The following is a 12,566-nucleotide window of genomic DNA, read 5'->3' as shown; positions in this document are numbered from 1 at the left end:
TTTTAAATGATTTTTTAAAGCTAGTGGAACGCTTTCAAATATCATTATAGTTAACAAATTCACTAACAAACAGTTACGGAATGGACGCCTGACGAACTAAATATGACATGTGATAAAAAATCATGAAAACAATTGTACTACTAAAATAGGGAATCACCTAGTTTATAGACGAATTAGAGAAATATAAATTATGAAAACAATAATTCCTGTATACATAAATAGTTCATCAGGGGAATTAGTAGTGACTGTGAATTAGTGAAATTATTAACTATAATCGATGCTGTAAACGGTTACCAAGAAATATTCGTTAACAAATTTTATTTCTGAAGCGTTTATTCGCAAAAGAGAGCGGAGGATAAAAATGAAAATCATTAGTGTAGATATTATGAAGGTTCCTAGTGAAGATCCTAGTTTCAGTGGAAATGGTCAAGGCTCAAAAGAGGCTTGGTGCCCATTAGTAATTAGAGTTAATACTGATAAAGGTATTTCAGGCTTTGGTGAAGCCGGGTTAGCATACGGAAAAGGCTGGCGAGGCGGATTTGGTATGCTTCAAGATTTCAGTGAAGTTATTATCGGTGAAGATCCATTAAATATTGAAAAAATTTGGGACAAATTACTTACTACAACATATTGGGGTATTGCTGGCGGAGTAGTTGTAGATGCTGCTATTAGTGCCATCGATATCGCATTATGGGATATCAAAGGTAAGTATTACAACACTCCTACATATGAAATTCTTGGTGGTAAGACTAATGACCACTTGAGAGCCTACGCAAGTCAGCTTCAATATAACTGGGGTGAACATATTGATAAATTAAAGCTGATTACTCCAGAAGATTATGCTGAAGTTACTAAGAAAGTTAGATCTGAAGGTTATGATGCTTTGAAATTTGATCCTATTATGCTAAGTGATCAACCTGATGGCGGCGGTCAATGGATAACTAAAGGTACAGTTTCAAAACATGTTATTGATGTTGCTTACAACCGTGTTAAGGCAATGAGAGAAGCTGGCGGAGATGATCTAGATATTATCATTGACATGCATGCTAACTCAGATACAACTTCAGCTATTAAAATAGGTCAAGCTCTTGAGGATTTGAATATTCTTTATTATGAAGAGCCAGTAAGTACATTGAATCCAGATAATACTTTAGAAGTTTCACAAAAAGTTAATATTCCTGTTGCTGCAGGTGAACGTGTCTTTACAAGATTTGGATTCCGCAAGTTCTTTGAGGATCGTTCAATTAAGGTTGCACAACCTGATCTTTGTTTGGCTGGTGGTATTTCTGAAGCTAAGAAGATCTGTGACATGGCATATACATATGACATTAATGCTCAAGTTCATGTTTGTGGTGGACCAATTGCTATTGCAGCTGCTTTACAAGTTGAAGCAGTAATTCCAAACTTCTTGATCCATGAAGTTTACCAACGTGCTATTAATGCTAAAGATCGTGCAACATGTATTTATGATGATTATCAACCAGTTAACGGCTTTATTGATATTCCAGATCGCCCAGGTATTGGACAAGAATTAAAGCCAGAAGTTATTGCTAAGTGCAAGATGGTCACAATTAAATAATAAATTAATGGAGGTATTCAGATATGTTAGATAAGTTTATTTTAGGTGGATATACAGAGGATAATTACACTCCAAATAATCAATCAGAGGGTGTTTATGAAGCAACTCTTGATACTGACAAAGGTGAAATTACAGATATTAGTTTATTAGCAAAGGTTCAAAATCCAGCTTTCTTTAATCTATCGACTGAAGATAAAAAAATAGCCACTGTTTTGACTAAGAACAATAATCAAGGTGGAGTAGGTATTATTGATGTTAAAACTGGTAAATTGATTTCTGATAGTTATCTTCCAAAGAAACATGGTTCATATGAAGCCTATGATGCTTCAAAGAATTTATATTTCTGGAATGAATTGCCATATACTGTTCCATCATATATTTCAATTGATACTAAACATAAAGTATTATTTGCAGCAAATTACAATACTAATGCTATTCATACATATAAGATGGACGATGACTATAACATCACTGACAGTCATACATATCCAATCGAAGGTAACGGTCCATTAGTTGAACAAGACCATGCACATATTCACTTTGCTAGACAATTGCCAGATGGTAGATTAATGGTTTGTGGATTGGGTTGTGATAAGTTATTTATTTATGATGTTAACTTTGATACAGCCGAAATTACTTTGGTTTCAGAATTTGATACAAAACCAGGATTTGGTCCACGTCAATTGGCCATTGCTAAGAACAGCAATTATGTATATGTTTTAGGTGAATTAGCTAGTCGTGTAGGGGTTGTTGAATATGATCCTAAGACAGGAACATTGTCACGTATTGCTGATTACTCAAATATTCCTGAAGGTTATGTTGGTCACAATGGTTCAGCCGCAATTCGTTTAACATCGGACGAAAAATTCCTTTATATTTCAAATCGTGGTCATAATTCATTGACTGTTTATAAAGTTATTGATGGTGGAAAACATCTAGAAAAAATCCAACAAATTAAAACCGAAGGTGTATTCCCACGTGACTTTAGCTTGAGTTACAATGAAGATTACTTGCTATGTGCAAACCAAAATACAAATGACTTGATTCTTTATAAACGTGATAAGGAAAGTGGATACTTATCTGTATCACAAAGAAATATTAAGCATGATGCATGTGTTCGTGTTCTTGAAGCTACAGATTTCTTGAAATAGTAAAAAGAAGAGTGTGAAAAAAGGCGGTTTGCCACCGGAACATAGCCTAGAGCCACAAATGATGGTGCCATCAATCGTTTGTGGCTCGTAGCTACGTGGAGGTTGCAGCCTTTTATTACACGTTTAGGCTATAAAAAATGAGACTGGTGACATATATCACCAGTCTAATTACTCATTTAGATAGCTCACCAACGAGTTTCTTTAAAATAGGATTTTTATTATTCTTATTATATAGGAAGGTAGATGCATAATATTTATTTACGTCATCACTTATTCTAAGAAATTTAACCATTGGATTTTGTGATTGTTCCTTTTTTAGTAGAGGACTCGGGTAAAATCCAATGCCATTATTTGATGCGACCAACATGTCTCTTTGCTCCAATGATGAGACACGATTTATTTGTTCCTTTTCAAAATAGCCTTCGAATTTTTTGAAGAAGACATCTCTTAAATAGATTGAATCAGATGAACTATAATATAGAAGTTTCATGCCTTTTATTTGTTTCAAACTAATAGTGTCACCATTACTTAAAGGATTGGCACGACTGATTCCTACTAGTAATTCCCCTTCAACTAATTTGATAGATTTGACCATACTAAAATTCTCAATATCTTGGTCGATCGCATAAAAAGGAGTCACGGCAAAATCCAGCGCATCGCGGTCAATTAAATTAACAAGTCGTTTACCACTTTCTTCTTTTAATTCAATTTTGATATTTGGATTTTTAGTCATATAAGGAAGAAAAGTCTTTTGTAGTATAGTAGCCTGATTCATTGATGAAAAACCGACTTGTAACTTATTTTCCGGAATATTGTCGATTGCTTGGATCCTTGTTAAAGCATCATTATAACTGTTAACAATGTCTTGAGCTGTCACAATGAATTGTCTACCTGTAGCGTTTAATTCAGTACTATTTTTATTTCGGTTGAATAATTCAACACCTAATTCGTTTTCAATTTGATCCATTTGTTTAGAAACAGCTCTGGGAGATAAGAAGAGCTTTTCAGCAGCGGATTTAAAGCTTCCAGACTTAGAGACGGTTAAAAACGTCTTCAGCTTATTTATGTCCATATTATTCAACCCCTAAATTTTGATATGTCTAATGATTCTAATTATACACTAATAATATGTGTACCTTTAGTTCATCATACGTCCAAAGTGTGACTGTTTTAGTTTTAAAAGACACAATATAATAGAGTTAAGAAATAATGTTAATTAAATCACAAACAACTTAAAGGAGATTTTATTATGAGTATTCCCAAAATAGCAAAAATGGATGTCTATCCAGTTGCCGGATATGACAGCATGTTGATGAATTTAAGTGGTGCCCATGGCCCATACTTTACAAGAAATATCGTTGTTTTAACAACAGACGAAGGACAAATTGGTGTTGGTGAAGTTCCTGGTGGTGAAAAAATCACAAGTACTTTGGAAGCATCTAAAGATTTAGTTATCGGACGTTCAATTGGTGAATACAAAGATGTTCTTCAAAAAGTAAAAGAGAAGTTCTCTTATTTGGATAAAGGTGGAAGAGGTAAGCAAACATTTGATTTAAGAATCATGGTGCACGCTTTGACTGCTATTGAAACATCATTCCTTGATTTATTAGGTAAACATTTACACGTTCCAGTTGCCGCATTATTAGGTGATGGTCAACAAAGAGAAAAAGTTGGTGTATTAGGATACCTATTCTACGTCGGTGATTCAAGTAAGACTGACCTTCCTTATATTCAAGATGACGATAATACTAGTGACTGGGGTAAATTACGTCGTAAGCCAGCTATGGATCCAGATTCAATCGTTAAACTTGCTAAAGCCGCATACGATAAATATGGATTTAAGACTTTCAAACTAAAGGGTGGAGTCTTTGATGGTGAAGAAGAAGTAGCTGCCATGAAAGCTTTGCACAAGGCATTCCCAGAAGCCAAACTTGATCTTGATCCAAATGGTGCTTGGTCATTGAAGCAAGCACTTCACTATGCAGATGAAATGAAAGATATTCTTCATTATATTGAAGATCCATGTGGTGCTGAAGATGGATTCTCAGGTAGAGAAATTCTAGCAGAGTTCCAACAAATTACTCATATGCCAACAGCTACAAATATGGTTGATACTGATTGGCGTCAAATGTCACATGCAATCGCTTTGAATTCAGTTTCAATTCCATTAGCTGATCCGCACTTCTGGACAATGGAAGGTGCTGTAAGAGTTGCTCAATTGTGTAATGAATTTAACCTAAACTGGGGAGTTCATTCAAATAATCACTTTGATATTTCACTTGCAATGGTTGCTAATGCTGCAGCCGCTGCACCAGGCCGTGTATTCGATGTTGATACTCACTGGATTTGGCAAGATGGTCAAAATCTAACAAAGAACCCATATAAGATCGAAAATGGTCAGTTAACTGTTCCAAAGACTAATGAAGGTCTTGGCGTTGAAATTGATTTGGATAGTATTAAGAAAGCTAACCAACTATATATTGATAAGAATCTTGGAGCACGTGATGACGCCGCTGCAATGCAATTCTTGATCCCAGGTTGGAAGTTTGATGCAAAGAAACCATCAATGGTTAGATAAAAAAGAGTGCAATGATACACGTTCAGCTTTCGAGCATTAAGGCAAAAGACTCCATCAATCCGATTTTGGATTGATGGAGTCTTTTGTTTTAAGCGGAAAAAGCTGTGTGTCATTGCACGTTTACACAGCATATTTAAGAAAAATTACATAGTAGCAAATTTACTTTTGATTGTTTCAGCAGAGTTTTTAAATTTGGCTTTTTCATCATCTGTAATTGAAACATGGTTAACATATTCGATACCATTTTTACCAACAACTGCTGGTTGTCCGATATATGTATCAAATTCTTCATTATAACAAGATACAGGACACTCCAATTGTGCATCAGATAATACTGCTTGTGCTAACTTGACAGCACAAGTTGCAATACCGTAACTTGTGTATCCTTTACCTTGGTATACTGACCAGCCACCTTTTCTTATTTCTTCCTCTATAGCGGCATAATCAAGGTTCTTTCCTTGTTGTTTGGCAAATTCTACTAAAGGATGGCTGTTGACTGTAACACCTGACCAAGCGACGAATTGAGAGTCGCCATGTTCTCCAAGTGTGTAACCGGCAATATTTTTTGAATTAACATTAAATTGTTTAGCAACTACACGTTGCATTCTAGCTGTATCTAGGAATGTGCCTGTACCAAAGACTTGTTGTTGAGGTAATCCAGTAGATGTTTGAAGATATTGCGTTATTGCATCGCAAGGATTTGTAGTATCTATTACGATACCATTGAATCCTGATTCTTTGATTTTTGGTGCAACTTCTTTAACCATTGCGTTAGTAAATTCAAATTCAGCCCAACGACTACCAGTCTCTTTTGCGGCGTCGATCTTGCCGGCAGTTAAGAATAAAATATCAACATCTTTTAATTCAGAATAATCCTGAATCTTGATTTGTGTAGTTGTATCAAGACGCGCTTGTGCATCTTGTAAATCAAGTTGTTCAGCAACAGCTTTTCCTTCATTATTGTCGATTAAAATTAATTCGTCAGCGATACCTTTAGTAACAAGGGTATAGGCAATAGTTACTCCAACATGTCCAATACCAATTATGCCAAATTTTCTCATTTTCTAAGATCTTCTTTCATTTTTCTTTTAGTGTACCAAAGATCGTTGATACTAAAAACGTTATTTGATAATAATTACAAAATAAATGCCTCATGATTAGATAATCATGAGGTATTTATCGAACTGTTTATTAAAATTTTGTTATTAATTCTTAATTATGCAACCTTATGTTGTGATTTACGATAGCCGAAGTAAAATTGAGTAGCAGCTAGTACAATATTGACCCAATTTAGAACTTGGAACCATGTTGATAGGCTGTCTACGGGTGTTGCTCCATAGAATGTCCAGAAACCGATTATTATTGCTGCAACATTGATCCAGGCGAAGGTCTTTTGCAATGTTTTGTTATCGAGATCAAACCACATCCATACGGCATTGATGATGAACCAAATTGCTAAAATCCAAAACATCCATGTAAACATATTGATTACCCCATTTCTCATTTATATTTGAAAGCTTTTCCTTATCGCTTTCAACAACTACATGATAGGACGATAGCTACTTTTGGTACACTAGCAAAAACGTTACTACTGTTGGTTTTCGGACACTTTTCATACGTTTTGTTCGAAATCATACATTTAAATAGAAATTGACTGTGTTATGCTGAAATTAATTATAAAAAATGGGGTTAATTATGACTAAAGATGTCAGAAAAATAAAAACAGAACGAGATATTCAACAGGCTTTATTAAAGTTATTGGAGTCAAAGACATTTCGTCAAATCACTGTAGCCGATATTTGCCAGCTTTCTTTGACTAGTCGTTCTACTTTTTATGCTCATTACTTAGATAAATATGACTTATTAGATAAAATGGTAGATGGATTTACAAAATTATTTGCTAGCCGAGTTAATTTACGCTTTAATCAAATTGTCCAAGGTGAGATCAATGAACTGGTTCATGGTTTATTAAAAGATATGGAAGATAATAGACGAGCAATTATTATCTTATTTACAGTACATGAACCAAACGCTGACCTTGAAGCTAACTTTAAATCATTACTTTTACAAGAATGGAAGAAATTCATCAAAGAGTCTGGATCTAATATGGATGTCCCAGTTGATTTGATGGCATCCATGGGGATGAATCTTCAAATGACAGTTATCGAATGGGCCCTATCACATGGTGAATCAGAAATTGATGCGGTTACAGCGGCAATTAATGCTATTCGTGATGCAATTATGGTACAAATCCAACCGATAAATAAAAAAAGTGACCTATAAAGGCCACTTATAACAGGAGAGTTTAATGGAGAAATTACTTGAAGAAGCTATTGAAATGATTCAACCGAAAATGGTTGTGAGTTTTGGTGGAGGAAACACGGTAGGGAGATTGCTTAAAGAAGTTGCCGCCCGCAATTTAGATATTATTATTTGTACTCCCTCAGAAGTAACGAAAAATACATGTCAAGAATTGGGCCTTTCAGTTTGTGAGTTGAGTCAATTGGATAAAATAGATCTAGCTTTTGACGGATGTGACTCAATAGATACTAAATTAAATGCTTTGAAGAGTAATGGAGGCATCCATACTTATGAAAAAATATATGCCAGTCTATCTTCAAGATATATAATTTTAGGTCCTAAAGAAAGAATGAAAGACAAACTAGATCCAGATGTTTTCTTAAGTTTAGAAGTAGTTGAACCCTCAATAAAACAAGTAATGAATTTAGTTAATTCTTTAGGAGGCAGTAGTAAAATTCGTCAATCTAGTGATATTGCTGGTGTAGTTAGAACTAGACTAGGAAATTGTTTAATCGATTGCACTTTTAAAAATTGGGATAATATTAGCCGAATAAACCAAGAATTGAGTTCCTGCAATGGAGTTGTCGGAACGTCATATTTTAGTAATTTAATTTCTGGAGCTTTGTTAGCGGATGGTGAGAATGTGATCTCTATTTCAGCTGACGTTAACAACTAAGGAAGTTATTTGACCAGATTCGTTAAATTTATAGTAATCATATCCATGTAGTGAAAATAGGCTATTATCTTTTTTTAAACCAATTACCGCCCATTCAGTTTGATAAAAATCATCTACGATTTCAGTTCTGAACAAGTGCTTCAATTGGAGAAATTTATCAAAGAATTCTTCAAAAAAATCTGAAACCTCTTTTTTTCCTGAAGAAGTCTCGTCCATTCCGGACTTAATTGTTGCTTCATCTGAGAACAATTTAAGTATTTTATTTAGAGAATCTTTGTCTGAAGAGGCTAAATCCGATAATTTGAAATATTCTTCAATGGTACTAATATTCTTATCCATTATTTATACCTTCTTGTATTTTTGTCCCTAAGTATAAACATATTGTGGAATTAGTTAATAAAAATGCTTTGAAATTTAGGTTTAAGAAAAAAAATGTGAAAGACGTAGTTATTTTTATTAAGTATGCGGCATAAACGCGCAACCAAACACAGCTTTTTCCGCTTAAGACAAATGACCCTATCAATCCAAAATCGGATTGATAGGGTCATTTGTTTTAATGCTCGAAAGCTAGGCGTGTTTGGTCGCGCTCTCTTAACCATTATACTTAGCTAAGGTAAATGTAACTTTGTCTTTATTCTTTAACTTTTTCTTATCAGCACTTACATTAACGTTTTTACCATTAACTTTAAATGTCCAATAAATTTTTTTCTTGTTATTTTGCTTTTTACCATCGATAGCAGAGATAAAACCACCTTTTTCAGTTACTTTCCAGGCTTTTTTTGTTCCATCCATGACGGTAGCATTCTTTTTTAGAGTAACTTTTTTCTTAGCAATTTGTTTCTTATTTTTTTTCAAAACGTATGTGACTTTGATGTTTTTAGTCTTAGCATCCACCGTTGTAGCAGTGGCTGGTGCAACGACACTTATAAGCATCAACAATGACATTAAAATAATCGTAATTCTTTTCTTCATAAATAAACGCTCCTCTGATATTTTGTCCAACGGTTTCTAATTATATCAGACAATTAGTTTATCAATATATAAGCATTTCAAGTGGATAATATTTTTTTTAATTGTGTTATTCTTAAAAGTGCTAATAAGCAGAAAGGGAGGCAGAAGATGAATAAGTTATTTTTCAACTTTCGGCGTAGCACTAATAATTTGTCGATTTTATTTTATCTGCTGTCAATTATCCTCTCTGCTTTGCTATTTAATGATCCTGTAGTTATTTTAATGATTTTTGTAGCCTTAGTCTTGATGGTTCTTTATTCAAAAAAAGATAATTCACGTGGATATTTTAAGTTTTTTACGATTATTTTTGTAACAACGATTATTTTTAATTTACTTATCAATCAAAGGGGTGCAGGAATAATATTCCAAATTCCATTTTTGAAAGTAACTACTGAGTCACTTTTAAATGCAGCCATTCTGGCATTTTCTTTTGTCAATTTATTGATGGCTTTTTATATTTATGATTCGTTGACTAATGTAAAGGTCATTTTTGATCTGTTGTCACATAAATTACGAAATATAGCGATAGTTTTCATTCTTACGGTCAAATTTATTCCCAAAATAATTGACATCTTTGAAAGTACAAGCTTTTTAATAAAGTTTAGAAGCAATCATACTATTAATAATAAGTTACAAAGACAGTTAGATTTACTTGAGACTGTATTAAACAAGTCAGTAGCTAGTTTTATGAATATGTCGGATATTTTGGTGACTAAAGGATATGGGAATGATCGGATAAAGCAAAAGATCAGTAATACTAAGATAGATTATATTTTGTTGGCAACCAGTATAACTAGCATGATTTTTAACATAATTATGGTTATTCAGAAAATTGGTAAAGTTGATTTTGGTTCAATGGATGTAAAGATTGCTTTTGGGAACAATATTATTCTTGGGTCGGTCAATTTTATTTTAATAATAATTCCGATTTTGATAGGAGTGTTTCAATATATATGTTGGAAATGGTACGTTTCAAAAATTACAGCTTCAAATACGCCAACAGTCAAAAACTTTCGTTAAATAAGCTGAATCTAACTGTTAATAAAGGGGATTTTTTATTACTTATTGGAAAAACTGGTAGTGGGAAAAGTACTTTACTAAAGCAGTTGAAAAATGGTTTGGTCGTTGGAGAGGTCATTGATGGAGCAATTAATATAGATCCTTCTGATAAAAGTATTTCTTACTTGTCCCAATTCGTTGATAATCAAATGATTACAGAATGTGCTAGGGATGAATTTAATTTCATTTTAGAAAATATGGGTTATACAGAAAATCAAAGACACGTAAAGATAGCCGAGGTGGCCAGTTATTTTGGCATTGTTAATTTATTAGATCTAACTGAAAAAGAGTTGTCTGGTGGACAAAAGCAATTGATCAATTTGGCAGCAGCTCTTATAACTGATCCTAAAATTTTATTATTAGATGAGCCTACCTCACAACTAGATCCAATTGCTGCGGAAAAAATATTGCAGATGGTCCATAAAGTAAATGCAGAATTAAATGTCACAGTAATATTGGTTGAACATTCTTTGGAAAGAAATGTTTTTTATGCTAATAAGATGGCAATTATTGAGAATGGAACAATTATTTTAGAAAATAATGTCGATAGTGTTTTAAAGGCAATTTTTCAAAATGATTTCTATAAAAATTATTTACCTCAAATAGATCGCGCATATCTCGAATTTTCACAAAAAGATAAATCTTTGCCATTAAATAATCGTCAATTTAACAGGATTCTAAATGATTATCAAAATCAACTTACCTGTGTAAGAACATCTAGTGAATTAGCAGACTCGAAAAAAGTATTAAAAGTAAAAAATCTGTCATTCAAATTTGATTTTGAATCTAAAAAAATAATAGATAACGTCAATTTCACTCTAAAAGAGGGGAGATCATATTGTTTGGTTGGTCCTAACGGTGTGGGTAAATCAACTTTGATCAGAGTAATATCACAACAATTGATTCAGCAGTCTGGCTCAATAAAATTGAATAATGTTAATGTCAAAAACAATCATAGTTTATTCAAAAATATTTTTATTTTGCCACAAAATCCAGCCTTGTTATTTGTTTCTGATACTGTTTTTGGAGAGATAAAGTTTCAGTTGGAACAAAAAGAAGAAGCTAACGATACTGTTGAGAGTATTTTAAATAGATATGGTTTATTAGATTTAAAAGATATTAGTCCATATGATTTAAGTGGTGGTCAGCAAGAATATTTATCCTTAATCATCGGTTTGATAAAAAGTCCTCAGATACTATTCTTGGATGAACCCACTAAGGGATTAGATCCTAATATTATTTTAAAAGTAAATGATCTATTAAATGATTATTTAAAAAATGGTGGGATAGTTTTTGCTAACAGTCATGATTTGGTTTTTGCAACAAATTTTGATTATGTTTCTATGATGTTTGATGGAAAACTAACAACATTTCAAACGACATCGGATTTCTTTAAAGATAAGTTCTTTTATACTACAGAAATAAATAAAGCATCTAGGGATGTTTTCCCAGATGCTTTAGTGTGGAACGATTTAAGGAATAAGTAAGTAGATCAATGCACCAAGTGCACCACCGGCCATAGGTCCTAAAATAGGTACCCAACTGTATGACCAGTCTGATTTGCCTTTGTTAGCAATCGGTAAGATTTGATGAGCAATTCTTGGACCCAAATCTCTGGCAGGATTGATAGCATAACCAGTTGTACCACCAAGTGAGAAACCGATCGATGTGATCAATACCCCAACGACCATTGGATTCAATCCATCAGTAAATTTACCTCTAGTAAATGCAAGTAATGCAAATACAAGAACAAAAGTGCCGATAAACTCACTAATAAAGTTCATTGGATAATTTCTAATTGCAGGTCCTGTTGCAAATACTCCCAAAATTGCTTCAGGATCGTCAGTTTCTTGCCAATGAGGGTAGTAGTTGATCCAAACTAAGACAGCTCCTACGATACCTCCCAAAATTTGGGCAATAATATAAGGTATTACATAAGCCCATGGGAATAATCCAGCTATAGCCATTCCAAGTGTAACGGCAGGGTTTAAGTGTGCTGGACTTAAAAATCCAGAACAGTAAACACCTAAGGTAACAGCCAGCCCCCAACCTAAGGCAATGGCTACCCAGCCAGAACCATAGGCTTTTGATTTCTTCAAACTCACGGCAGCGACAACGCCGTCACCTAATAATATCAATACAAGTGTTCCAATAAATTCACCCAACAGCTGTAACATCAAGCTATCTTGCATAAAACACACCCCTTATAGT

At 33.6% G+C, this 12,566-nt stretch carries 13 protein-coding genes; 7 read left to right on the top strand and 6 right to left on the bottom strand.

Annotation, left to right across the window (positions count from 1 at the left end; translation table 11 throughout):
* The first annotated feature begins 361 nt into the window (after positions 1–361).
* Both FC72_RS05995 and FC72_RS05990 read left to right on the top strand, forming a co-directional pair.
* Complete coding sequence (locus FC72_RS05995; RefSeq protein ID WP_057765801.1) at positions 362–1,579, top strand: mandelate racemase/muconate lactonizing enzyme family protein; 1,218 nt, start codon at positions 362–364, stop codon at positions 1,577–1,579.
* A 23-nt stretch (positions 1,580–1,602) separates the two neighbouring features.
* Positions 1,603–2,730 (top strand): lactonase family protein, encoded by a 1,128-nt coding sequence (locus tag FC72_RS05990; RefSeq protein ID WP_057765799.1) that lies wholly within the window; start codon positions 1,603–1,605, stop codon positions 2,728–2,730.
* A gap of 172 nt (positions 2,731–2,902) precedes the next feature.
* Here the strand turns inward: FC72_RS05990 and FC72_RS05985 are convergent, their stop codons facing one another.
* Positions 2,903–3,802: a LysR family transcriptional regulator gene (locus FC72_RS05985; protein WP_057765796.1), complete on the bottom strand. Its 900-nt coding sequence runs from the start codon at positions 3,800–3,802 to the stop codon at positions 2,903–2,905.
* Positions 3,803–3,979: 177 nt separating this feature from the next.
* On the opposite strand from FC72_RS05985, the gene FC72_RS05980 reads away from it, so the two are divergent.
* The gene (locus FC72_RS05980) at positions 3,980–5,308 is read left to right on the top strand and encodes an enolase C-terminal domain-like protein (RefSeq protein WP_057765794.1); all 1,329 of its coding nucleotides are present in this window, start codon (positions 3,980–3,982) and stop codon (positions 5,306–5,308) included.
* A gap of 143 nt (positions 5,309–5,451) precedes the next feature.
* Here the strand turns inward: FC72_RS05980 and FC72_RS05975 are convergent, their stop codons facing one another.
* Positions 5,452–6,369 carry an L-lactate dehydrogenase gene (locus FC72_RS05975; protein WP_057765793.1) on the bottom strand — a complete coding sequence of 306 codons (918 nt, stop codon included), beginning with the start codon at positions 6,367–6,369 and terminating at the stop codon, positions 5,452–5,454.
* Positions 6,370–6,524: 155 nt separating this feature from the next.
* The gene (locus tag FC72_RS05970) at positions 6,525–6,791 is read right to left on the bottom strand and encodes a hypothetical protein (protein ID WP_057765791.1); all 267 of its coding nucleotides are present in this window, start codon (positions 6,789–6,791) and stop codon (positions 6,525–6,527) included.
* A 212-nt stretch (positions 6,792–7,003) separates the two neighbouring features.
* Here FC72_RS05970 and FC72_RS05965 point away from each other — a divergent pair, with 212 nt between their 5' ends.
* Together FC72_RS05965 and FC72_RS05960 are read left to right on the top strand one after the other, a co-directional pair.
* Positions 7,004–7,591, top strand: a complete 588-nt coding sequence (locus FC72_RS05965) for a TetR/AcrR family transcriptional regulator (protein ID WP_057765789.1) — start codon at positions 7,004–7,006, stop codon at positions 7,589–7,591.
* 25 nt (positions 7,592–7,616) lie between these two features.
* Positions 7,617–8,285, top strand: coding sequence for a ribose-5-phosphate isomerase A (locus FC72_RS05960; protein ID WP_057765787.1), 669 nt, complete (start codon positions 7,617–7,619; stop codon positions 8,283–8,285).
* Here the strand turns inward: FC72_RS05960 and FC72_RS05955 are convergent.
* Both FC72_RS05955 and FC72_RS05950 read right to left on the bottom strand, forming a co-directional pair.
* Entirely contained in the window at positions 8,265–8,624 is a 360-nt protein-coding gene (locus FC72_RS05955; protein ID WP_057765785.1) for a nuclear transport factor 2 family protein, read from the bottom strand. The two genes, FC72_RS05960 and FC72_RS05955, sit on opposite strands and share 21 nt — an antisense overlap.
* A gap of 252 nt (positions 8,625–8,876) precedes the next feature.
* The gene (locus FC72_RS05950; protein ID WP_420806044.1) at positions 8,877–9,230 is read right to left on the bottom strand and encodes a DUF4430 domain-containing protein; all 354 of its coding nucleotides are present in this window, start codon (positions 9,228–9,230) and stop codon (positions 8,877–8,879) included.
* Positions 9,231–9,404: 174 nt separating this feature from the next.
* Here FC72_RS05950 and FC72_RS05945 point away from each other — a divergent pair, with 174 nt between their 5' ends.
* Positions 9,405–10,316 (top strand): energy-coupling factor transporter transmembrane component T, encoded by a 912-nt coding sequence (locus FC72_RS05945; RefSeq protein WP_057765781.1) that lies wholly within the window; start codon positions 9,405–9,407, stop codon positions 10,314–10,316.
* Entirely contained in the window at positions 10,250–11,842 is a 1,593-nt protein-coding gene (locus FC72_RS05940) for an ABC transporter ATP-binding protein (protein WP_057765780.1), read from the top strand. Before FC72_RS05945 ends, FC72_RS05940 begins: the two co-directional genes overlap by 67 nt.
* On the opposite strand, the gene FC72_RS05935 is transcribed toward FC72_RS05940, so the two are convergent.
* Entirely contained in the window at positions 11,828–12,547 is a 720-nt protein-coding gene (locus FC72_RS05935) for an MIP/aquaporin family protein (RefSeq protein WP_057765778.1), read from the bottom strand. The two genes, FC72_RS05940 and FC72_RS05935, sit on opposite strands and share 15 nt — an antisense overlap.
* Positions 12,548–12,566: the final 19 nt, after the last annotated feature.

It is taken from the genome of Companilactobacillus tucceti DSM 20183, from assembly GCF_001434665.1.
In the GTDB taxonomy this organism is placed as follows: domain Bacteria; phylum Bacillota; class Bacilli; order Lactobacillales; family Lactobacillaceae; genus Companilactobacillus; species Companilactobacillus tucceti.
The sequence above is the reverse complement of the archived record's forward strand: the minus strand, read 5'-3'. Positions and strand labels throughout refer to the sequence as shown.

What these genes read in the sequence shown, in the direction of transcription:
- FC72_RS05980 (WP_057765794.1), top strand. Translation starts at nt 3,980, where the DNA reads ATGAGTATTCCCAAAATAGCAAAAATGGATGTCTATCCAGTTGCCGGA.
- FC72_RS05960 (WP_057765787.1), top strand. Translation starts at nt 7,617, where the DNA reads ATGGAGAAATTACTTGAAGAAGCTATTGAAATGATTCAACCGAAAATG.
- FC72_RS05935 (WP_057765778.1), bottom strand. Translation starts at nt 12,547, where the DNA reads ATGCAAGATAGCTTGATGTTACAGCTGTTGGGTGAATTTATTGGAACA.
- FC72_RS05945 (WP_057765781.1), top strand. Translation starts at nt 9,405, where the DNA reads ATGAATAAGTTATTTTTCAACTTTCGGCGTAGCACTAATAATTTGTCG.
- FC72_RS05970 (WP_057765791.1), bottom strand. Translation starts at nt 6,791, where the DNA reads ATGTTTACATGGATGTTTTGGATTTTAGCAATTTGGTTCATCATCAAT.
- FC72_RS05975 (WP_057765793.1), bottom strand. Translation starts at nt 6,369, where the DNA reads ATGAGAAAATTTGGCATAATTGGTATTGGACATGTTGGAGTAACTATT.
- FC72_RS05955 (WP_057765785.1), bottom strand. Translation starts at nt 8,624, where the DNA reads ATGGATAAGAATATTAGTACCATTGAAGAATATTTCAAATTATCGGAT.
- FC72_RS05990 (WP_057765799.1), top strand. Translation starts at nt 1,603, where the DNA reads ATGTTAGATAAGTTTATTTTAGGTGGATATACAGAGGATAATTACACT.
- FC72_RS05940 (WP_057765780.1), top strand. Translation starts at nt 10,250, where the DNA reads ATGTTGGAAATGGTACGTTTCAAAAATTACAGCTTCAAATACGCCAAC.
- FC72_RS05965 (WP_057765789.1), top strand. Translation starts at nt 7,004, where the DNA reads ATGACTAAAGATGTCAGAAAAATAAAAACAGAACGAGATATTCAACAG.
- FC72_RS05995 (WP_057765801.1), top strand. Translation starts at nt 362, where the DNA reads ATGAAAATCATTAGTGTAGATATTATGAAGGTTCCTAGTGAAGATCCT.
- FC72_RS05985 (WP_057765796.1), bottom strand. Translation starts at nt 3,802, where the DNA reads ATGGACATAAATAAGCTGAAGACGTTTTTAACCGTCTCTAAGTCTGGA.
- FC72_RS05950 (WP_420806044.1), bottom strand. Translation starts at nt 9,230, where the DNA reads ATGTCATTGTTGATGCTTATAAGTGTCGTTGCACCAGCCACTGCTACA.